Below are 19,689 nucleotides of genomic sequence, written 5' to 3'. Positions count from 1 at the left end.
GCCGCGGGCGAGCGCGGACAGGGTGCCGGCGGTGAGGCCGCCGGCACCCTGTCCGGTAATTCGGTCATCTAATCGATTCCAGGGGAAGTCGGGCGGGGCGGGGTGTCCGAGCCCCTCTGTCGAGGCGCGCTCGCAGCACAGTACACACTGTCATCGCCCGCTCTCGCGCGGTCGAGTGCGACTTCGCTCCGAAACTGCCCGGCCTCTGTTCGATTCTGTGCCGAGTGTCTGAATTGCTATGAGGGAGCCAGGAGTTGAGGGTCACCCGTGGGGGAGGATCACTGCACGTCCGTTGATGCGACCTTCGTGGAGTCGCTCGTAGGCGAGCGGGGCCTCGTCCAGGGAGAACGTCTCGGTGTGCACCGACACGGCACCCGAGCGGGCCAGCGCCAGCACCTCGATCAGCTCGCTGCGGCTGCCCCAGTAGGGCGCGTTGACCGACACCTCGAAGGGCAGGCTGCCGAAGCCGACGGGCAGCGCCCCACCGCCGATGCCGACGAGGGTGACATCGCCCTCGACGGCCGCGACGGCACCGGCCGTCGTCACGGTGGGCTGTGCGCCGACGAAGTCGAACACGGCCTCCGCTCCGACACCACCGGTGAGTTCGCGCACCGCGGCCGCGGCACGCGCGTCCGACAGCACCGCCTCGTGCGCGCCGACCTCCCGGGCGAGCCGCAGCTTGTCCTCGCTGACGTCGAGGGCGATCACCCGGGCCGGCGTCATGGCGCGCAACAGCTGGATCGCGACGTGCCCGAGACCGCCCGCGCCGATGACGACCGCGGTCGAACCCGGCACAAGCTTGGGCAGCGAGCGCTTGATCGCGTGGTACGGCGTGAGCCCGGCGTCCGTCAGCGGAACCGCCGCCACCGGGTCCAGCCCGTCCAGCGGCACCAGGTGCCGGGGGTCGTCGACGAGCAGGTACTCGGCCATCGAGCCCGGGGCGCCGAGCCCCGGCGGACGGATGCCGAGCTCCTCGGCGCGCAGGCAGTAGTTCTCCTTGCCCTCCGCGCACTTGGCGCACGTCCCGCAGCCCCAGGGGCCGTAGACCGCGACCGCGTCGCCCTCCTGCACCCCGGTCACACCCGCGCCCAGCGCGGCGACCGTGCCCACGCCCTCGTGGCCGAGGGTGAGCGGAAGGTCGTACGGGAAGCCCTCGGCGGGCCAGCTCATCACCGCGATGTCGGAGTGGCACACGCCGGCGGCGGTGACCTTCAACAGGACCTGGCCGGGGCCGGGTTCGGGATCGGGAACGGTCACCACCTCGGGCGGGGCGCCGATCGTGCGGTACTGCAGTGCCTTCATGACGGAACTCCTTCCCGCTGCTCAGACGGCCGTGTAGGCGCCGTCGACGAGGTGGTAGCTGCCGGCCACGAACGAGGCCCGCTCGGACAGCAGGAAGACGATCAGCTCGGCGACCTCCTCGGAGCGGCCGAGGCGGCCCGCCGGGTGCAGGCCCACCAGACCGTCGTAGGCGGCCTGGTCCATGCTCTTGAGCAGCGGCGTCTCGATGAAGCCGGGACCGACCGCGTTGACGCGGATGCCCTTTGCGGCGTACTCGGCGGCGGCGGTCTTCGTCAGCCCGACCACGCCGTGCTTGGCGGCGACGTACGCGCCCGAGCCCGCGAAGGCGACCGAGCCGAGGATGGAGGCGACGTTCACGATCGCGCCGCCCTTGCCGCCCGCCTCGATGACCGGAAGTTCGTAGCGCATCGAGTAGAAGACGCCGTCGAGGTTGGTGCGTACGACACGGTCGTAGGCGTCGATGTCGTACGCGCCCGTCGGTGCGCTCGGCCCGCCGATGCCGGCGTTGTTCACGGCCAGGTCCAGGCCGCCGAACGTGTCGACGGCGAACGCCACCGCCGCCTCGACGGACTGAGGCCGGGTCACGTCCAGCTCGACGGCCGCGGCCTTGATGCCCTCCGCCTTGAGCTCGGCGGCGGCCTTCTCGGCGCCCTCGGCGTTGTAGTCGGCGATGACGACATTGGCGCCGCCGGCGCCCAGACGGCGGGCGGTGGCCAGGCCGATGCCGGACGCGGCGCCGGTGACGAGCGCGGTCTTCCCGGAGAACTCGGTGGAGTAGTCGGTGACGGGGGTGGTGCTCATGTTGTGCTCACTCTTCGGTAGTGCTGTCGGCGGCCGCGGACGCGGCCTCCGAGATCAGGGCGTCGTAGGCCCGCTCCACCAGGGCGGCGAGGTCTGCGGCTCCCAGGTCGTGGTCGGCCGCGCCGCGCGCCCACAGGCGCAGCGCGGCGGTGAGGACTCCGGCGGCGGCGTCGACCACGACGGCCGGGCGCACGTCCCGGACGTCGTGGGTGCCGAGCCGCTCGGCGATGACACGGATCGACTCCTCCTGGGCGTCGACCCGGATGCGTTCGTAGGCGGCGAACAGGGCGGGCTCGCGGTCCAGCAAGGCCAGCAGGCGCCGCATCTCCGGGCTCAGGTGCCAGGCCGGGTTCCCCTCGTCGGCGAGCCACTGCCGTACGGCCCTGCGGTAGGCGAGCAACGGTGGTTCGGCGGTGGGGCGGGCGCGCAGCCGGGCGTTGATGGCGTCGCCGTCGCCGCGGACGAAGTCGAGGGCCGCGTCCTCCTTGCCGGTGAAGTGCCGGCTGAAGGTGCGACGCGTGACGTCGGCCCGCTCCGCGATCGCCTCCACCGTCGTGGCCGTCAGGCCGCGCTCCAGGATCAGTTCGAGGGCGGCGGCGGCCAGTGCGTTGCGGGTCTGCCGCGCCTTGCGCTGCCGCCGGTCCTCGGGGGCGCCGCCGGGCGGGACGACGGGGGGCTCCGTTGCCTTCATGGGGGCGAGGCTACACCCTGTGATGTCCCATTGGGACATGTGACCCGCCGGGACTCCTGTCCCAGTGGGACGGTAAGGGGGGCTTCCGGCGTCGTACCGACGGCCCTATAGGAATGTCGGACGAGTGGACGAGCGGATGAGTGGATGCGGCCGAACGGGGGGCGCGCCCACCCGACCCGGTGAGCGCCGGGGTGCGCACGTACCACCGAAGCGGGCCCGGCGTTGCTCCGGCATGGACCGAACTTCCCTCGCGCTGCGTGGCTCGCTCGGGAGCGAGGTGACTCCCGGGCCCTGTAGCGAACCGACCCACGGCCCCTGGTGCCGCGCCCCGATCTACGCCGGGCTCGTCGCGGAGTGGCGGGCCCGGGGGCGGACCGTGCCCGCCCACCCGGACGTGCATTGGGTGTCCTTCGCCGGCTTCGCGGCCGGGCCACGGGCGGTCGGCGACGAACGGTGCTGATCGCTCAGTCGCCGCAGACCGGCGCCAGTGCGGTCAGCCTGCCGTGGGCCTGACGCAGCGCCGTTTCCAGCGTGGCGGGCTTGTGCAGCGAGCCGGTGCCGTCGGGCGGGATGAGCCACTCGAGGAACCGGCCGGGCCGGTACGGCGGGGGTACAGCGATCCAGGAACCCTTGCCCGCGTGCCGCAGACCGGCGCCGATCCACCGGCTGTCCGGCTCGGGCGGCAGGAAGAAGCCCACTCTGTGGGCCGCGGTGTCGACGAGTGTCGGCCCGGGGACGGGCAGGTCCGGCTGCCACAGCAGGTCCAGTGTGAGCAGACCGAGGCGGTCGGGCACGCTGAGCACGTCCCAGAACCGGCCGGCCTCCAGCAGTGCGATGCCCTCACCCTGGTCCCAGGCCCGCTTGCAGGCGCGGGGGTCCGAAGCCGCCGCCGCGAGCCACTCCACGCCGTATCCCCACATCGCATCGATCATGTCCCGCTCCGGGTGGTCGCTCAGGCCCGACAGGGCGCAGGAAAAGCCGGCGCCGGGTGCGGGTCGTCCGCGGCCCGCCGACCCGGCATTTGAATGCTGGTAGATATTTCTACGTGGCGGAAGGGGTGGCGAGGCATGGCGTTTGAGCTGATCTGTTCGAGTTCCGGCCCGGTGTTCGGGCGTGGGGTGAGTGCTCGTCCCGGCCGTGTGTTCTCGCGAGTGACGGGTACCCGATCGGCTCCCGCGCTGCGTCCGGAGACGTACATCCAGGATGCCGAGCGCGAGAAGGACACCGAGTTCGTCGACCTGTTCCGCGAGGCCCGGGCGGACAGCCGCAAGGGCGCCGAACCGGGCAGGCGACTCCTTCGCGCGCGGTTGAACGGCGGCGGCTGACGCGGCCCACGGGTAAGGCCCGGCCCCAGCCGTACCCGGGTCCGGACCTTCCGCATGCGCTGCCGCTCTCGCGGCGGACGTCAGTGGTCGTTCTGGAGGTGGAGCTTGAGCAGGTCCACGCCGTAGTCGCCGCCGTTCGGCGTGCGGATGATGGTGTGGATGTGCTGCTGCGTCGGCGTCCCGTTGGGGCCGCCCATGCCGCCACCGCTGCTCTTGTTGCCGTACGCGAGCGGGGACTGGGCGTCGTACTCGATCAGCACGACCGGGCTGTGCACGCGGTAGTAGAACGCGGAACTGTCTTTGGTCTCGCCGATCCAGTAGAAGTACGTCTCGTCCAGGTGGTCCTCCACCTCCTTCAGCTTCACCGCGGCGTGCCCCTCGTTCAGGTAGCCGACGTACACGCCGACCAGGTCGAGCAGGTTCTGCTGCTGCGCGGCGGTGAGTTCGGAGCCGACCAGGCCCTGGTAGGCGAGCTTGAGGTTGTCCTGGCCCGCGCCGGCCTTCAGGTTGTCGCCGGCCTTCGTCTCCGTGGAGATCACCTTCTTGCGCTGGGCGTCGGTCAGCGAACGCAGCAGCGTCAGACCGGCCTTGGTCTCCGGCTTGAAGAGAGTGATCTTCTCGCCGTTGTACGTCGCCGAGGTCGGCTCCGAGCCCATGAAGGTCGGTGTCATGACGACCTGGTCGCCCAGCACGAAGTAGTTGATGACGACGTGGTGACCCTCGTACTGGAACCCCCACGGCTTCGTGGTCGACGGGGTGCCCATGAAGGTGAAGAAGTAGGCGCCCTCGGTGAGGGTCTCCCTGCCACCGCCGTTGTAGTCGCCCAGGAACGCGTTGAGCTTCATGATGTTGCGGGTCTGGGTGAGGCCGTCCGCGGACAGGGCCTTGCCGAGCAGGGCGTAGCCGAGGTCGCGCTGCTTGTCCGTGATGTCGCCCATCCGGACGCCCTTGCGTGCGTACCCGTCGACGTTGCTCCAGGCCAGCCACTCGTCGTCGTCCACGTCGAACGTGCAGGACTTGCGCTCCTTGGCGGAGAGCCCGTCCAGGAACGCCTGCGCTGCCTTGACCACCGCGTCGGTGGAGACGTCGGTGGAGTGGATCGCGTACAGGTCGTCGGCGACCTTGCCGTCCGTGGTGACGCCCACGAAATCGGCGTACTTCACCTCGCTGGCCCCGGGACCCATACCCCCGGCGCCTCCGCCCGGACCACCGGAAGGGCCGCCCGAGGGCATGCCGTTCGGGGCGCCGGAAGCGGCGGAGGAACTCGACGAACCGGAGGAGTCCGAGGAGCAGCCGGTCATGGTCGCCACGGCGGCGACACCGCCGGCGAGCAGCGCCTTGTTCATGAACCAGCGGCGGCTGCGCTCGGTTTCGGGAGTGCGTGATCGGTGTGCGTGCATGCGCCTCAATCTCCACGACGGAGATAAAGAACCGTTGGGCGAAGTCTGTGAGTGGCCGGTGAACGCGCCCGGCGGCAGCGGCGGCCCGTGGCACTGAGTACTGTGCGGCCGCTGTGCTGCCCCTGTCGGCACGTCGACCTCGCACGTAGACTGGCAGATCACCGACGTGCGGGCGTGGTTGACGGGGGGAGCCGACATGTCCGGGGACTGGTACGGCACGCATCAGAACGACTTCGTGGTTCCACCGATGCCGTCGGCACCGCCGCCCGCTCCGGCGGACGGTGCGCGGGCCGTAGCGGTGGCCGTGCTCAACCTCAGCGGCCTCGGCCTGGGGTACGCGCTCGTGCGCAAGTGGCTTCCCATGGTGGCGTGCTGGGTCGCGACCGTGGTGCTGTTGCTCGTGGCGCTGCCCGCCGACCCGGACGGCATACCGGGGTTCGCGCTCATCCTCTACGTCCTGTTCCTCCTCGCGGCGGCGGCGCACGGCGCGATCGTGGGCCTGCGCACCCGTCTGGCGTGGCCGCCACGCGCGCCCCTCGCGCTCGCGCTGGGACTGGTTCTCCTCGCCGTACCGGCCGGGGGCGTCGTGCTGTACGACAGCGCCCGTGACGAAGCCGTCGAACAGATGCTCCTCGACCGCCTCGACGAGGCCGACCAACTGGTGGCGGCCGGCGGCAAGCAGCCGTTCAGTACCGCGCAGACCGACTACCGCAAGGCGCTGACCGTCTACCGCGACCTGCGGACCGACCACGCCGGTTCGCGGGCGGCCGACCAGGTGCCCGACCGGATGAAGACCTTCTACACGACGGTCGGCGCCACGTACGGAAACGGCGACTACTGCGACGCGATACCGCCGCTGACGTACCTGCGCACCGTGCCGAAGAGCATGTCGGGAACCGACCTCGGTGACCTGGCCACCTGGCCCGACGACCGCCTGGCCACCTCGCTGTACGAGTGCGCGTCGGACGAACTGGCGGGCGGCGAGGCCACCTGGACGAACCGGTTCGGCGACCTGCTCACCACGTTCCCCGAGTCGGAGCAGGCCGCGAAGGTCGAACCGGCCGTGGCCTCCGCCATCGGCACCGCGGAGAAGGACGTGCGCGGAGACGAACCGTGCGCCGCGGTCGAGCGGTTGGGGACTCTCGGCTCCCAGATCGAGGGCCTGCCGGGGGAGAAGGCGGGCATCGCCCAGGCCCTCGCCAAGGATGCCCAACGGGCCCAGGGGAGCGCCGACTCGGGCACGTACACGTGCGGAGTCGACCAGTACAAGGACGGTGACTTCGAGGCGGCACAGACCACCATGACCGAGTTCGTCGCCGCCCACAAGAACAACAAGAACAGCGCGCTGGCCAAGAAGATCGCCATCGCGGCGGAGATCGCCCAGACGGTGCCGGCCGCCGGAAAGCGCCTGCCCACCACCCGTTCGGGCGGCAGCATCTCGGTCACCGTCAAGAACGACAGCCCCGACGAGATCACCGTTCTCTACACGGGCCCGGTCACCGGCAGCTTCACCCTCAAGGCCTGTGGCAGCTGCAAGACGTACTCCCTCAGCAGCACCCTCGCGCTGGGCTTCGACCCCTGCAGCGACAGCGGCAAGAAGTACCCGCAGCGCACCATCAGCCTCCCGACCGGAACCACGTACTTCGTGCACAAGCCGAAGAACGACAGCATCTCGTCGCCCGGGTCCGACACGGCCAAGCTCGAGTCCGGCTACATCTACACCGAGTGCGCGTACACGACCGAGGGCCTCGGGACCGGTTCTTCCTGAGCGGGCTCCGGGTGGGCTTCAGCGGGCTCTGAGCAGCACGTCGGTGGCGGTTGCCGTGCGGGCTCCGCGGCGCACGCCAGCGGCCGGCGGCGACCGGGACCGGCCGTCCCGACGTCTTGCGGGAGCGCTCCCATGAGAGGCAGGATGCCCATCATGGATCACCAGCCGAGGGTGCGTCCCTACCGCCGGTCGGACCGGGACGGGGTCGCGGACGTGTGCGTGAGAACGGCGCACAACGGAGGTGACGCGCGGGACGTCTATCCGGACCAACAGCTCATGCCGACCCTGTTCGCCGCCCCCTACTGCCATCTCGAACCGGAGCTCGCCTTCGTCCTCGACGACGGCCGTGGCGGCGTCGGCGGCTACGTCCTCGGCACCGCCGACACCGAGCGGTTCGTCCTGGACTTCCGCAGCCGTTGGATCCCGCGTGTCGCCGACCGCTATCCGCCGCTGCCGGGCCCGCCCACGACACCGTCGGAGGAGATGATCGGTCTGCTGCATCGTCCCGAGCGGATGGTCCTCCCCGAACTCAAGGCCCACCCGGCGCACCTGCACATCGACCTGCTCCCCGAGTGGCAGCGACGTGGCTACGGCAGGCAGCTGATGCACACCTTCCTCACCGCCCTGCACGAGCGCGGCGTACCGGCGGTGCACCTGGGCATGGTGACCGTCAACACCGCCGCGCGCGCCTTCTACGACCGGCTCGGCTTCCAGCCGATCCCGGTGCCGGACCCGGGCCCCCTGACCTACCTCGGCCGGGACACCGCCCTCGCCCCCTGACGGCGCGTCCCGAACCGGACGGGGCCCGCCTGTGATCAGTGGTAGAAGTTGCGCGGCCACCGGTGCTCGGCCAGGAGTCCGAGCACTTCACCCGACAGCGGGCGCCCATCGCTCAGCGCGGTGTTGCGCTCGACGTTGCGCACGGAGCGCATGCCCGGGATGACGGTGGACACGGCGGGCTCACTCAGCACGAACCGCAACGCGGTCTCCGCCATGTCCTCCGGGGCGATGCCCAGGTCCGCGGTGATCGCGGCGACACGCCGCTCCACCTCTGCGGGACGGTCGTCGCGGAAGTAGCGGTTGCGGAAGTCACCCTCGGGAAACGACGTCCCGGCCGTGATCCGGCCGGTGAGCCCGCCCTCGTCGAGCGCGACACGGACGATGACGCCGACGCCGTGTTCCCGGCAGGAGGGGAACAAGTTCTCGGCAGGCGCCTGGTCGAAGATGTTGTAGATCACCTGGACGGTGTCCACGACGCCGCTGCGCACCAGCTCCACGGCGCTGTCCGGCTCGTGGTCGTTGACGGAGACGCCGAACAGACGGATCTTGCCCTCCCGCTTGAGCGCGTCGATCGTCTCCAGCCAGTCCCCGCGGCCGACCCACTCGTCGTTCCAGACGTGGAACTGCAGCACGTCGAAGTGGTCGAGGCCGGCGGCGCGCAGGCTGGTCTCGAGGCTGCTGCGGATGTGCGTGCCCGGGAAGGCGTCGGCCGGATCCACTCCGTCCGAGGCGGGCCACTGCCCGTTCTTCGGCGGCACCTTGGTCGCGACGTACACCGGGTCCCCGGGCCGGCTCCGCACCACCCGGCCCACGATGCGCTCGCTCTCCCCGTACCCGCGGGCCGTGTCGATGAGATTCACGCCGAGGTCCAGGGCACGGTTGAGGGCGCGCTCGGACTCGTCCTCGGTGGCCCCCACCCACGCCGACTCGCCGATGCCCCAGGCGCCGTAGCCGATCTCCGAGACGGACACCCCGCTGCGTCCGAGTTCCCGACAGTGCACGATTCGACCTCCAGGGGCACGGTGATCCGGCGCCGGCGCGGTGCCGTCCGGCGCGACGACCCTAGGCGAGGACCCGGCCCGGAATCACCAGGATTTTCGAAGCGCTGTGGCCCATACCACGTCGCGGAAGAGGTTTGGGCCACATCGAACGACACGGTCCGCGGGCTACGGTTCTCATGTCCCCCGTTGCTCCATGCCTCTGTTCCCCTGTTCCCGAAAGTGTCTCGGACGGTCCGGCAGTGCACGAAGATCTCTCCCCGCTCATAGCGGCGACCGCTCAGTGGCTGACCCGCGCCTACCCCTCCTGCGGCGGCGCGCTCGCCTCCGCGCTGTGCGAGGTGCAGGCCCGGCAGGCCGTGACCGTCGCGGCATGGCTGCGCTACCCGACGTCGATGGACGCCTCCCTGGTCGGGATCGCGGGGCCAGGGGGCGCCGCTCGGCTTGACTGGATCACGGGCGCGGACGGCGCCCAGGGCGATGACCCCGATGCGGATGCCTGGCGCACCTGGGTCGACGAGGTCGTGGCGAGCTGGGCGGCCTGTCTGCTCGTCGACCCGGAACTGGCCGGCCTCGCGGTGGCCGCGGTCGCAGGAGGCGATCACACGGCCGGTACGCCGGCGGAGTTCCGTCGGCTCGTCGCGCCCGACGAGGCCGACCGGCGCGCGGCGGCACTGCTGCGCCACCCCGACCTCCTTGCCCCCGTGACCGAGCTGCACCACTCCCAGCTTCTGGACCGCCTCACGCCGGGACAGGCCCTCATCGCCTGACGGCGCCGGCCCCCCGGCGCAGCAACGGGCCCGTTCCCACGGAACAGGAGACCTCCGCCGCGAAGGGCCAGGCCCCCCGCTCCACGAGGTCGAGCACGAGCGCCGCGATGTTCCAGGCGTCGTCCGCGCCGCTGTGGTGCCGTCCTTCCAGGGGCAGCCCGACCAGGCGCAGCGCCTGCGCCATGCCCGGCCTCCTGCGCAGCCCGTAGGCGTCGGTGAAGAGGGCCTTGGCGTTGATGTGGTGACGCTCGGCGGGGTGGCCGAACGGATACGCCACCGCGTCCGCCTTGCACTGCAGGTCCACCACCGTCAGTCCGACCTCGATGACCTCGCTCCGGGCGGCGGCTGTCCGTCCCAGCAGGTCGCCTCGAGGTCGATCACGTTCAGCAGCCCGTGCGCGTCCATGGTGTCCATGCCATCACGTTAGGGATGGACACGGGCGCGGATCACCTCGTTATTCCGACGGGGCGTCAGTACCGCTGCGCCTTCGCCAGCCGGGCGGTGAGCTGCATGCCGGTGGACTGCCTGCTGAAGGCGATGGGCTCCTTGCGCGCGCCGGGCGCGAGGTTCTCCGCACCGACGTACCTGGTCTCCACGACCTTGCCGTCGGCGTCCTCGAAGTCGATTTGCACCGCGTACGAGGCCTTCTTGTCGGTCTTGTTGGTGATGCGGACCAGAACGGCCAGGACACCCCCGGTCTGCGCCTTCGGCACCCCGCTCAGGCCGACCTCGGACACGGCGTTGCCACGTCCCTTGACGCCTTCGAGGGCCTTCTTCGCGGTGGCGCTCGCCCGAGCGGTGTCCGCGTCGACCGATGCCTCGAACTCGGAGGCGCGGGCGGCGGCGGAGGACGCCGCCGCGGATGCGGATGACTGGGCGGAGGCGACGGCGGACGCCGCGGAGGACGCCAGCGCGGACGGCGTCATCCCGGAGAAGGAGCCGGTCACCGGTGCGGACGTGCCGGTCGCCGTGGTGCCCGTGCCGTTTCCATTGTTGCCTCCGCACCCGGCGAGCGCACCGACGGCGACGACGCAGGCGAGCGCGACAACTGACAGGGCGAGGCGACGCGACGCGAAAGGACGCGACCTGGGGGCGGCTGCGGTGTGGAATCGGGTCATCGCGGTGTCCTCGGCGGTGGTGGCGAAGGGGTCCAGCCCATCGTCGACGCGCCGTGCCGGGCCCGCGACTCGGCCGCGCCCGTTCGGATCACCTCAGGCTGCGGACTGCGCGGCCCGCAGCGCCCGGGCGGTCGCGGCAGGATCGTAGTCCTCGGGGACGCCGTCGATGAGGAGGACGTCGCCGTCGATGTGCCGGGTGCGCAGGGGCAGCAGCTCCTGGTAGGCGGGGGAGTGGTACCAGGCCTGTGCGTCGGCGTAGGAGGGGAAGACGATGATGACGAGGGCCTCCGGCCAGGAGCCCTCGGGGACCGTACGCTGCGTTGCTCCGTGGACGAGGAACCGTCCGCCGAAGGGGTCCAGGGTGTCCTGGACGCACTCGATGTACGTCAACGTGTCTTCGGGCAGGTGCGTGGGGGGCCGGAGGTTGCCGATGGCGTAGGCGGACATGCGATCTCCCTCTTCGTCGTGACGCTCGGGGCGGACATGCTGCGGTGGTTTCGCCGGCGGCCTCGTCCCGGGCCGCCCCCGCACCAACAAGACTGCCGGGCCGAGCGGTCGGGGTCGATTACCAGGGAGGTAGTCGCCGCGCCGCCTTGCACGACACAGCCATGTGATCCAGATCTCTTCGCGGCGCCGATGAGTCGCGTCGGCGAACGGGGTCCAATCGTCGGCCAGTAACCCGAACGGAACGGAGACGAGGACATGACTCAGAACGCCAAGGGCCCCGCAAGCTACTTCCCGTCGATCGAGAAGAAGTACGGCCGCCCCGTCGCGGAGTGGAAGGACCTGATCCGCCGCTCGCCGCTGACCCGGCACATGGAACTCGTCGCCTGGCTGAAGACCGAGCACGGCCTGGGGCACGGACACGCGAACGCGCTCGTCGCGCACACCCTCGCGGAGGGCGACGGCAGGGCGTAGCGACCGCCGCCGGGGTCACTCGCACGGACCAGCCGGGCCCCCGGTGACGTCCCGCTGTGGAGGGTCCTTGAGATGCGGTCCCGAGCGACAGCGGGTCAGATGGGTTCCGTGCAAAGACCCATATACGCGGCGGTCGGCCGCGTCCCCCTGCTCGTGACCGGCATCCTGGTCGGCGCGTTCTCACTCCTCCAACCCCCTTCCGCTTCCGCCTCGTCGACCGACGACCCGCCCGAGCGCGGCCTCGCCCACATGGGCATGGGAGTCGTGGCCCACGACGGTCAGGACGGTTTACCGCCCAGCGCCAAAGCCACGCAGACCGAGGGCGTGGACGTGGCCAGCTACCAGGGCAACGTCGCCTGGTCGACCCTGTGGAACAGCGGGGTCAGATGGGCGTACACCAAGGCCACGGAAGGCACGTACTACAAGAACTCGTACTTCACCCAGCAGTACGACGGCTCGTACAACGTCGGCATGATCCGCGGCGCGTACCACTTCGCGACCCCCGACACCACTGGCGGCGCCACCCAGGCCAACTACTTCGTCGACCATGGCGGCGGCTGGTCCAAGGACGGCAAGACGCTGCCCGGCGTGCTGGACATCGAGTGGAATCCGTACGGGGGCGACTGCTACGGCAAGACGAAGAGCGCCATGGTCTCCTGGATCCGCGACTTCCTGACGACGTACAAGGCCCGCACGGGTCGCGACGCCGTGATCTACACGGCGACCAGCTGGTGGACCCAGTGCACCGGCAACTACAGCGGCTTCGGCGCCACGAACCCGCTGTGGATCGCGCGGTACGCGTCCGATCCGGGCACGCTGCCGGCCGGCTGGTCGTTCCACACGATGTGGCAGTACACGTCGTCGGGGCCGACGGTCGGCGACCACGACAGGTTCAACGGGGCCCTGGACAGGGTGCAGGCCCTCGCCAAGGGCTAGTGCGGCACCGCCCCGGCCGGGGGTCCGGGGGTTGTCCCCCGGGGCAGCGCAGCAGCGGGGCCCTGGACAGGGTGCAGGCCCTCGCCACCGGCTGACGCGTACGCCTCGGGACGGCCATGTCCGTCCCGAGGCGTACAAGTGCCCGTACGGCTTGACCCGTTACGGGAACTGAGTGACCTTCGACGGTACGGTGTCCGTCCCCGATGTGGGCGCGCCCGTGCTGTTCACCACGTGGGCGTACTGTCCCTTACCGCCCAGGGAGATCACCAGCAGGTCGTGCAACTTGATGCCGGACTTGACCGGCACCTGGAAGCCGTGGGCCTGGACGATCGTCGGATCGGCCGTGTAGTTGCAGTAGCTGCCCAGACCCCAGGCCTCGTGCTCGTTCACCGAGTCGGCGACCTTGTAGGCCGCGTACCCGACGATGCCGTCGTGTGTGATGGCGGCGGCGTTCGGCGCGTCGTAGGCCTTCTCGTTCTGGAAGAAGATCGTCCGGCCGCGTTCGCCGCTCCACAGCACGTCGTACTTGTTGAAGTGCTCGACGAACAGTCCGGTGGCGAGAACGTCGTCGCCGTTGACACGCAGTCCGTAGTCGGCCCGGTTGGTGTCCCAGCCGACGCCGTCGCCGTGGTCGGCGCGCCAGATCCAGGTGTGGTCGACGATGACGTCGTCGCTGTTGACGACGACGGAGTTGGTGGCCAGTCCGGGACCCGCGCCGCCGATACGGACGAACACGTCCTGCATGGTGGTGGGGTTGGCGGAGTGGTCGGCGCTCGCCCCGGACGGCCCGATCTGGAGCAGTGTGTCGGAGTTGGCCGATCCGGCGTCGATGAGGAAGCCGGCGAGCCTGACGCCGTCGACGTCCGCCACGTGCAGGGCGTCGACGCCCCCGTCGGGCACGAGGGTGGCGAGGCCCAGTCCGAGCACCACGGTGTCGGCGCGCGTCACGTCGATCGTCCGGTCGAGGTGGTAGACGCCCGGCGTGAACAGCAGGTTGAGGCCCTGGGCTAGCGCGGCGTTGATGGTCGCGGCCGTCGCGCCTGGCTTGACGACGTAGAACTGACTGAGCGGGAGCGACGTGCCGCCGGCGTTGGCCGGCCAGGACACCCCGCGGGCGTTGGTGCGCTTGCCGGGCACGAACACCTTGTACTCACTGCCGTCGAGGTAGAGGAACGGCTTCTCGCGTGAGACCGGGGTGGTGTCCAGGGTGGTGTACGGGCCGGTGTCGAAGTCGGTCGCCGGAGCGCCCTGGACGCCGGTGAAGGTCATGTTCCACACGCCGTTGGTCCAGCCGCCGACCGAACTGTCGCGGGTGTACCACTGCTGCTGCGAGTACGGGCCGACGGTGCCGTCGATCTTCGAGTCGGCGATGTAGCCGCCGGATGCCCAGCCGTAGCCGTTCGGGGCGAGGTTGAGGCCGCCCTGGACGTGGATACGGCGGAACGGCGCGGCCTGGGCGACGGCCCATCGGTCGGTGCCGTTGACGGGCTTGATGGCGAGGTTCTCCGCCGAACGCCAGAAGTTCTGCGTGGCGTTGCCGTTGAACCAGCCCGCGTCCACCGTGATGTCCCCGTTGATCTGCGTGTCGTCGGGGTTGAGGCCGAGTCCGGAGATCGAGGTGTAGAAGCCGAGTTGGGCGTTGATGCCGTTGTACGTTCCCGGCTTGAGCAGGAACTGGTAGCGGCCGCTGCCGAACTGGCTGGTCTCCTGCTGGGCGAAGACCTCGTCGAACTTCTGCTGGAGGTTGGGCGTGGAGGGGTCCACGACGATGACGTTCGGGCCCAGGTCGCCGCCGCCCTGGACGGGCGGACTGCCTGCGGAGCCGGTGTGCACGGCGACCTCCCACAGCGAGTAGCCGTAGCCGGTGGCGCGGACGGTGCCGTTGACGCGGAGGTAGCGGCCCGAGCCGCTGACGTCGTAGGAGGCCGAGCCGCCGGTCGCGCCGGTCACGCTCCTGAGGGTGCTCCAGGTCTGCCCGTCGGCGGAGGCCTGGATCTGGAACTCCTTGGCGTAGGCGGCCTCCCAGGTCAGATCGACCTTGCACAGGTCCTGGACCGACTCCAGGTCGACCTGGACCCACTGCGGGTCCGACGCCTGGCTGGACCAGCGGGTGCCGGTGTCACCGTCGAAGGCGGCGGAGGCGGGAGTGCCGGCGTTCTCCGTCGAGGAGGCGGAGGCCGGCCTGCCCTTCGCGGCGTCGGCGGTGTCGCAGGAGGCGGTCGGGGTGTCGGTGGCGGTGCCGAAGACCTGCAACTCCCAGAGGGAGTAGCCCCATTGGGTGGCGCGGTGCACGCCGTACATCCGGACGTAGCGGCCCTGGCCGGAGACGTCGAGGGTGTCCGTACCGCCGTCGCCGCCGGTGACGGTGCTGAGGTCGCTCCAGGTGCTGCCGTCGGGGGAGATCTGGACCTTGTAGTCCTTGCCGTAGGCGGTCTCCCAGTTGAGTACGACCTGCGTGACGGAGGCCGTGGCGCCGAGGTCGACCTGGAGCCACTGGTCGTCGCTCGCGCCCGACGACCAGCGTGTCCCGGCGTTGCCGTCCACGGCGTTGGCCGCGGGCGTGCCGGCGTTCTCGTCGGACGACGACGTCACCGCCTTCCCCTGCGACAACGGGGTTTCGGCCGCGGCGGCCGGTATCTGTGCGGGAAGGGTGACCAGCGCTGCCGTGGCGGCGAGCGCGACACCCAGGGATCTGAGTCTCATGGGTTGGCTTTCTGCGGGTGCGATGAGGGGTAACCCGCCTACTTGGCGGCTTAGTTCAGGCTTTGATTTAAGTGGTGAGGCAATACGGAGGCAAGACCTCGGTGCGGAAATTCCCCTCCAGGGGTGGCTGCTTGCGCGGGTCGGCTCGCGAGAGGCGCGTGATGAATTGTGTGAAGTGGCTCACATCGGGATGGTTTTGGCTCATAGTGGTGAACCGGCGGTTGCCCGAGGGGGAGGCATGATGGCGTTTTTCCTGTTGCTCGCCGTGATCGTGGTGCTGTGGTTCGTGGTGACCGCGGTGCGCGGGAAGAGGGAGGCCGCCGCGCCGCCCGCCTGGACGCCGGACGAGGAACCCGTGACCGGGCCGGTACCGTCACGGCACGTGGCCGGGGCCGGGGCCCGGGACATTCCGTCGCTCTACCCCGACTTCTACCACGGCGTCCTGTTCGCCGTGGGCAAGGAGGCGTCTCCGCAGAACCTGCTCGCGCTGATCGAGTACGTCGGACAGATGGTCACCGCCAACGCCGTGGGATGGTTCCACCAGACCGGGGACATGCAGGCGTACGAGCGGTTCATGGACCGCTTCCGCGGGGGCGGCGGCGACGAGCAGAAGCTGGAGACCATCCCGGACGACATGATCGACTTCCTGTGGGCGTGGCGGCCCTCGACCCATCAGGCGCTGCGCGACTGGATCCCCGAACTGCAGGACGCGCTGACCGGACCCGACAGCAGATTGTGGCGCTTCCCCGGCGAACTGCCCTTCGGCATCTGGAGCATGGAGGAGTGAGGCGTGCGGGACGCGCAGTACGGGGCCGAGAAGCTCGACCCTCCGGCGGCGCTCCGGCGCGTGCGGGAGCGACTGGAGCGGTTCCGCGCCGGGGACGCGGCCGCGGTGCTGTCCGCCGACGCCGCCGAGGAGGCCGCCCGGGCCGTGTCCGGCACACCGACCCCGGAGCGGGTCGCCGCGGTCGCCTGGCTCTACCAGTACCGGGCCCTGGCAGTGGGTGAACTGACGGGGGAGGACGGACAGCTGGCCTTCGCCCTGTTCGGCAAGATCGCCGGCGTGCTGCCGGACGAACTCCCCACGCACGTGGCATCCATGATCGCCCTGAGCCAGGCCCGCGCGGACGATCCCCGAACCCTCCTGTGGCAGACCATCGTCGAGGCCGAGCGGCTGCTCGAAGGAGGCGAGACGTCCATGGATCCGGTGATGCTGGACCGGGCGATCGACCTGCTCACCCGCGCGGCCGACACCCCGGAGGGCAGGTCCAGGCGCCAAGACGTCCTCGGCCTCCTCGGACGCGTGCTGCGCCGCCGGTTCGCCTTCGAACCGGAGCGGACCGGGTGGCTGGATCGCTCCGTCGCCGCTCTCGAGGAGGCGGTCGCGGCCGTCCCCGCGAAAGACCTGGTCGGTCACACGCTCGCCCACAACCTCGGCGCGGCGTACCTCGACCGTTACGAGGCGACCGGCGACCTGCGGGATCTGGACGGTGCCGAAAGGGCCAACGAGACGGCGCTGCGCCTGATCGTGGCCGGTGACTCCCAGCGCCCTCGGCTCCTGACCCAGCGCGCGGACCTGCTGCGCGCCCGCACCACGGCGGGAGAGGGAACCGACCGCCTGGAAGAGGCCGCCGAACTGTGCCGGGAGGCCGTCCGCACGCTCCTGCCCGGCAATCCGGCCACCCCGTACGTCCATGCCGCGGCCGCCGGTGTGCTGGCCGACCGGTACGTGTTCACCCACGACCCGGCCGTACTGGAGGAAGCGATCGGCCTGGCGTCCCACGCGGCGCGGGAGATTCCCGTGGCGGACGACCGGCACTCGGCGCTCGCCTGCTACGGCCGTCTGCTCATGCTCCGTGCCCAACGCACCGGAGACCCCGCCGACTTCGACGCCTCGGAGCGGGCACTGGCCGAGGCCGTCGAGGCACTGCCGGCGAACCACTCGGCACGGACGGCGTACTGGGGCGACCTCGCCGACGTGCTCTACGAACGCCATCGCGCAACGGGCGACGAGAACTGTCTGCGCGCCGCCCTCGACCACGCCCGGCGCGCCGTCGACGCGGCCCCCGGGGGGGACACGAGCACCCCCATCCTGCTGGACACCCTCGGGCGGGTGCTGGTCAGGTGGTACGCCACGACCGGTGACCCGCGGGACCTGGACGCCGGAGTGCGGCGGCTGGCGGAGGCCTTGGACCTGGCACCGCCCGGCAGCCGGATGAGGGCCATGGCACTGCTGCACCTCGCCAACGGATTGATGGAGCAGGCCGCGCTCATCGTCGGGGCGACGCCGCGCAGGCAGAAGTACGCGGAGGCCCTGGCCCTGACGAATGAGGCCGTGCGGGCGCTGCCCGCCGGTCCCGACAGGCTCCTCGCGCTGAACAACCTCGGCACCCTGCTGCGCAGGCAGCGCGGCGAAGACCCCTCGGACGAGCGCCGGGCCGCCCAGCGGATCTTCCGGGACGTCCTCGCCTCGACCACGCCCGAGGACCAGGCGCATCAGCTGGCGACGCTCAATCTGGCGACGAGTCTGCTGGACGAACACGCATCGACGCCCGACGGGGATCGCCTGCTGACCGAGGCGGAGAACCTCCTGCGCACCGCGCAACGGAGATACGCTGTCGGCCAGTTCGCCTACCCCGCCCTGGTCGGTGCCCTGGCCCGCTGCCGGGCCCTGCGCGCCGCCGCCGACGGCCGGGGCCGCCCCGACGCCGAATCCGTCGGACTCCTGCGGTCGGTCATGGAGGCCGGCGACGCCAGTCCGGTCGGCACCCGGGTCTCGGCGGCCGTCCAGCTCGGAGGCCTGTTCGCCGACGCCGGAGACTGGGCGCAGGCCCGGCACGCCTACGCCGAGGGCATCGAACTGCTGGTCCGGGCCGCCGCGCCCGACCGGGGGCGCGCCGTGCAGGAGCGCAATCTCAGCGCGTTCTTCGGCCTGGCCTCCCAAGCGGCCGCGTGCGCCGTCGGCGCGGGCGACCCGGCCGGTGCGGTGGAACTACTGGAGCGCGGCCGAGGGCTGCTGATGCCCGCCCCGAGCCGGCCCGCTCCGGCCGACCGGACGCAGCGCACCACGGGTGGACGTACGGTCGCCCTCGTCAATGTCAGCAAGCACCGCTGCGATGCGCTGTTGGTACGCGACGGGACAGTCACGGTCGTTCCTCTGCCGCGCCTCGACCACGCTTCCCTCAACCGCCAGGCCGGGACCTTCCTGTGGGCCGTGCAGCGGGCGCAGGACCCCGACTGCCCGCCGGAGGAACGGTACAAGGCGCACCAGGTGGCGATACCCGCCGTACTGCGCTGGCTGTGGCACACCACCGTGCGGCCGGTGCTCGACGCGCTGGGGCTCACCGGCCCACCGGCCCCGGGCGCGCGGTGGCCCAGGATCTGGTGGTGCCCCACCGGGATGATGTCCTTCCTGCCGCTGCATGCCGCGGGAGAACACGTCTCGCTGTACGACCCGCTGCACGACGGTTCCGGCGCTCACACGGCGCTGGACCGCGTCGTGTCCTCGTACACGCCCACCCTGCGCGCCCTGAACGAGGCCGCTCGACGCGCGGCCGACGTGCCGGGGTCCGGGAGCGGTGGGCTGCTCGTCGCGGCGCCGCAGACGCCGGGTACCCCCGAACTGCCGCAGGTGGCACAGGAGATCGCCGAGATCCGCGCTCGCCACCCGCACAGCACCCTGCTGCTGGGCGCGGACGCGACGAAGGAGCGGATCCTCGACGCGCTGCGGCACCACGCCTGGTTCCACTTCGCCGGTCACGGAGTGCAGAACGTCGAGGTCTCCGACAGCGCCCATCTGCTGCCGTACGACTACGGGACCACCGGCGAGCGTATCGGCCTGTCCGACCTCGGCCGGCTGCGCGCGGACGGAGCGCAGCTCGCCTTCCTCTCGGCCTGCCGGACGGCCGTGGGGCAGCTCACGCTGGCCGACGAACACGCGCACACCGCCGGACTGTTGCAGGCGACGGGGTTTCCGCACGTCGTCGCGACGCAGTGGACGGTGAGGGACGGTGTCGCCGCTGCGGTGGCCGCCGCGTTCTACCGGCTCACGGCGGCCCGGCGTGGCGGGGCCTTCGACCCCGCGTTCGCACTGCACGCCGCGCTGCACGAGACGCGCAGATCACGTCCCGATCCCTACCTCTGGGCGCCGTTCGTGCACTTCGGGCCGTGACCCCGATG

The 19,689-nt window shown here is 71.0% G+C and carries 18 protein-coding genes and 1 pseudogene; 9 read left to right on the top strand and 10 right to left on the bottom strand.

What is annotated here, in order from left to right:
- Positions 1 to 261: 261 nt before the first annotated feature.
- Genes ABT114_RS27115 through ABT114_RS27105 form a run of 3 tightly spaced genes read right to left on the bottom strand, consistent with a single transcriptional unit; the run spans position 262 to position 2,794 of the window.
- The gene (locus ABT114_RS27115) at positions 262 to 1,302 is read right to left on the bottom strand and encodes an NAD(P)-dependent alcohol dehydrogenase (RefSeq protein WP_351145469.1); all 1,041 of its coding nucleotides are present in this window, start codon (positions 1,300 to 1,302) and stop codon (positions 262 to 264) included.
- A 21-nt stretch (positions 1,303 to 1,323) separates the two neighbouring features.
- Complete coding sequence (locus tag ABT114_RS27110) at positions 1,324 to 2,103, bottom strand: SDR family NAD(P)-dependent oxidoreductase (protein ID WP_351145468.1); 780 nt, start codon at positions 2,101 to 2,103, stop codon at positions 1,324 to 1,326.
- A gap of 7 nt (positions 2,104 to 2,110) precedes the next feature.
- Positions 2,111 to 2,794, bottom strand: coding sequence for a TetR/AcrR family transcriptional regulator (locus tag ABT114_RS27105; protein WP_351145467.1), 684 nt, complete (start codon positions 2,792 to 2,794; stop codon positions 2,111 to 2,113).
- 232 nt (positions 2,795 to 3,026) lie between these two features.
- On the opposite strand from ABT114_RS27105, the gene ABT114_RS27100 reads away from it, so the two are divergent.
- On the top strand, positions 3,027 to 3,254 hold the full coding sequence (locus tag ABT114_RS27100; protein ID WP_351145466.1) for a hypothetical protein: 228 nt from the start codon (positions 3,027 to 3,029) through the stop codon (positions 3,252 to 3,254).
- 4 nt (positions 3,255 to 3,258) lie between these two features.
- Here the strand turns inward: ABT114_RS27100 and ABT114_RS27095 are convergent, their stop codons facing one another.
- Complete coding sequence (locus ABT114_RS27095; RefSeq protein WP_351145465.1) at positions 3,259 to 3,726, bottom strand: hypothetical protein; 468 nt, start codon at positions 3,724 to 3,726, stop codon at positions 3,259 to 3,261.
- Between the two features lie 219 nt (positions 3,727 to 3,945).
- Here ABT114_RS27095 and ABT114_RS27090 point away from each other — a divergent pair, with 219 nt between their 5' ends.
- Entirely contained in the window at positions 3,946 to 4,119 is a 174-nt protein-coding gene (locus tag ABT114_RS27090; RefSeq protein ID WP_351145532.1) for a hypothetical protein, read from the top strand.
- Between the two features lie 80 nt (positions 4,120 to 4,199).
- Here the strand turns inward: ABT114_RS27090 and ABT114_RS27085 are convergent, their stop codons facing one another.
- Positions 4,200 to 5,519: a DUF3500 domain-containing protein gene (locus tag ABT114_RS27085; RefSeq protein WP_351145464.1), complete on the bottom strand. Its 1,320-nt coding sequence runs from the start codon at positions 5,517 to 5,519 to the stop codon at positions 4,200 to 4,202.
- A gap of 196 nt (positions 5,520 to 5,715) precedes the next feature.
- Between ABT114_RS27085 and ABT114_RS27080 the strand changes: the two genes are divergently transcribed.
- Together ABT114_RS27080 and ABT114_RS27075 are read left to right on the top strand one after the other, a co-directional pair.
- On the top strand, positions 5,716 to 7,287 hold the full coding sequence (locus ABT114_RS27080) for a hypothetical protein (RefSeq protein ID WP_351145463.1): 1,572 nt from the start codon (positions 5,716 to 5,718) through the stop codon (positions 7,285 to 7,287).
- 153 nt (positions 7,288 to 7,440) lie between these two features.
- Entirely contained in the window at positions 7,441 to 8,067 is a 627-nt protein-coding gene (locus ABT114_RS27075) for a GNAT family N-acetyltransferase (RefSeq protein ID WP_351145462.1), read from the top strand.
- Between the two features lie 35 nt (positions 8,068 to 8,102).
- Here the strand turns inward: ABT114_RS27075 and ABT114_RS27070 are convergent, their stop codons facing one another.
- Positions 8,103 to 9,068: an aldo/keto reductase gene (locus ABT114_RS27070; protein WP_351145461.1), complete on the bottom strand. Its 966-nt coding sequence runs from the start codon at positions 9,066 to 9,068 to the stop codon at positions 8,103 to 8,105.
- A 239-nt stretch (positions 9,069 to 9,307) separates the two neighbouring features.
- On the opposite strand from ABT114_RS27070, the gene ABT114_RS27065 reads away from it, so the two are divergent.
- The gene (locus ABT114_RS27065) at positions 9,308 to 9,835 is read left to right on the top strand and encodes a hypothetical protein (RefSeq protein WP_351145460.1); all 528 of its coding nucleotides are present in this window, start codon (positions 9,308 to 9,310) and stop codon (positions 9,833 to 9,835) included.
- Here ABT114_RS27065 and ABT114_RS27060 read toward each other — a convergent pair.
- From ABT114_RS27060 to ABT114_RS27050, 3 genes and pseudogenes are all read right to left on the bottom strand, one after another.
- Positions 9,825 to 10,240, bottom strand: a pseudogene (locus ABT114_RS27060) (hypothetical protein). The gene ABT114_RS27065 and the pseudogene ABT114_RS27060 overlap by 11 nt on opposite strands.
- Positions 10,241 to 10,305: 65 nt before the next feature.
- A complete protein-coding gene (locus tag ABT114_RS27055; protein WP_351145458.1) occupies positions 10,306 to 10,953 on the bottom strand; it encodes a hypothetical protein in 648 nt (215 codons plus the stop codon).
- Positions 10,954 to 11,046: 93 nt separating this feature from the next.
- Entirely contained in the window at positions 11,047 to 11,400 is a 354-nt protein-coding gene (locus ABT114_RS27050) for a DUF1330 domain-containing protein (protein WP_351145457.1), read from the bottom strand.
- A 255-nt stretch (positions 11,401 to 11,655) separates the two neighbouring features.
- Between ABT114_RS27050 and ABT114_RS27045 the strand changes: the two genes are divergently transcribed.
- Entirely contained in the window at positions 11,656 to 11,871 is a 216-nt protein-coding gene (locus ABT114_RS27045; protein ID WP_351145456.1) for a DUF4287 domain-containing protein, read from the top strand.
- A 99-nt stretch (positions 11,872 to 11,970) separates the two neighbouring features.
- Positions 11,971 to 12,807 (top strand): lysozyme, encoded by an 837-nt coding sequence (locus tag ABT114_RS27040; RefSeq protein WP_351145455.1) that lies wholly within the window; start codon positions 11,971 to 11,973, stop codon positions 12,805 to 12,807.
- A 159-nt stretch (positions 12,808 to 12,966) separates the two neighbouring features.
- On the opposite strand, the gene ABT114_RS27035 is transcribed toward ABT114_RS27040, so the two are convergent.
- Positions 12,967 to 15,510: a pectate lyase-like domain-containing protein gene (locus ABT114_RS27035; protein WP_351145454.1), complete on the bottom strand. Its 2,544-nt coding sequence runs from the start codon at positions 15,508 to 15,510 to the stop codon at positions 12,967 to 12,969.
- 238 nt (positions 15,511 to 15,748) lie between these two features.
- On the opposite strand from ABT114_RS27035, the gene ABT114_RS27030 reads away from it, so the two are divergent.
- Positions 15,749 to 16,297: a hypothetical protein gene (locus ABT114_RS27030; RefSeq protein ID WP_351145453.1), complete on the top strand. Its 549-nt coding sequence runs from the start codon at positions 15,749 to 15,751 to the stop codon at positions 16,295 to 16,297.
- A 3-nt stretch (positions 16,298 to 16,300) separates the two neighbouring features.
- Complete coding sequence (locus ABT114_RS27025) at positions 16,301 to 19,681, top strand: CHAT domain-containing protein (RefSeq protein ID WP_351145452.1); 3,381 nt, start codon at positions 16,301 to 16,303, stop codon at positions 19,679 to 19,681.
- Positions 19,682 to 19,689: the final 8 nt, after the last annotated feature.

The sequence above is a fragment of the Streptomyces sp. NPDC002088 genome (genome assembly GCF_040296605.1).
In the GTDB taxonomy this organism is placed as follows: Bacteria; Actinomycetota; Actinomycetes; order Streptomycetales; family Streptomycetaceae; genus Streptomyces.
The sequence above is the reverse complement of the archived record's forward strand: the minus strand, read 5'-3'. Positions and strand labels throughout refer to the sequence as shown.

Excerpts from the sequence above, each read along its gene's own strand:
- ABT114_RS27050 (WP_351145457.1), bottom strand. The coding sequence starts at position 11,400 with ATGTCCGCCTACGCCATCGGCAACCTCCGGCCCCCCACGCACCTGCCC.
- ABT114_RS27035 (WP_351145454.1), bottom strand. The coding sequence starts at position 15,510 with ATGAGACTCAGATCCCTGGGTGTCGCGCTCGCCGCCACGGCAGCGCTG.
- ABT114_RS27095 (WP_351145465.1), bottom strand. The coding sequence starts at position 3,726 with ATGATCGATGCGATGTGGGGATACGGCGTGGAGTGGCTCGCGGCGGCG.
- ABT114_RS27085 (WP_351145464.1), bottom strand. The coding sequence starts at position 5,519 with ATGCACGCACACCGATCACGCACTCCCGAAACCGAGCGCAGCCGCCGC.
- ABT114_RS27030 (WP_351145453.1), top strand. The coding sequence starts at position 15,749 with ATGATGGCGTTTTTCCTGTTGCTCGCCGTGATCGTGGTGCTGTGGTTC.
- ABT114_RS27055 (WP_351145458.1), bottom strand. The coding sequence starts at position 10,953 with ATGACCCGATTCCACACCGCAGCCGCCCCCAGGTCGCGTCCTTTCGCG.
- ABT114_RS27075 (WP_351145462.1), top strand. The coding sequence starts at position 7,441 with ATGGATCACCAGCCGAGGGTGCGTCCCTACCGCCGGTCGGACCGGGAC.
- ABT114_RS27080 (WP_351145463.1), top strand. The coding sequence starts at position 5,716 with ATGTCCGGGGACTGGTACGGCACGCATCAGAACGACTTCGTGGTTCCA.
- ABT114_RS27045 (WP_351145456.1), top strand. The coding sequence starts at position 11,656 with ATGACTCAGAACGCCAAGGGCCCCGCAAGCTACTTCCCGTCGATCGAG.
- ABT114_RS27110 (WP_351145468.1), bottom strand. The coding sequence starts at position 2,103 with ATGAGCACCACCCCCGTCACCGACTACTCCACCGAGTTCTCCGGGAAG.
- ABT114_RS27115 (WP_351145469.1), bottom strand. The coding sequence starts at position 1,302 with ATGAAGGCACTGCAGTACCGCACGATCGGCGCCCCGCCCGAGGTGGTG.
- ABT114_RS27040 (WP_351145455.1), top strand. The coding sequence starts at position 11,971 with ATGGGTTCCGTGCAAAGACCCATATACGCGGCGGTCGGCCGCGTCCCC.
- ABT114_RS27105 (WP_351145467.1), bottom strand. The coding sequence starts at position 2,794 with ATGAAGGCAACGGAGCCCCCCGTCGTCCCGCCCGGCGGCGCCCCCGAG.
- ABT114_RS27100 (WP_351145466.1), top strand. The coding sequence starts at position 3,027 with ATGGACCGAACTTCCCTCGCGCTGCGTGGCTCGCTCGGGAGCGAGGTG.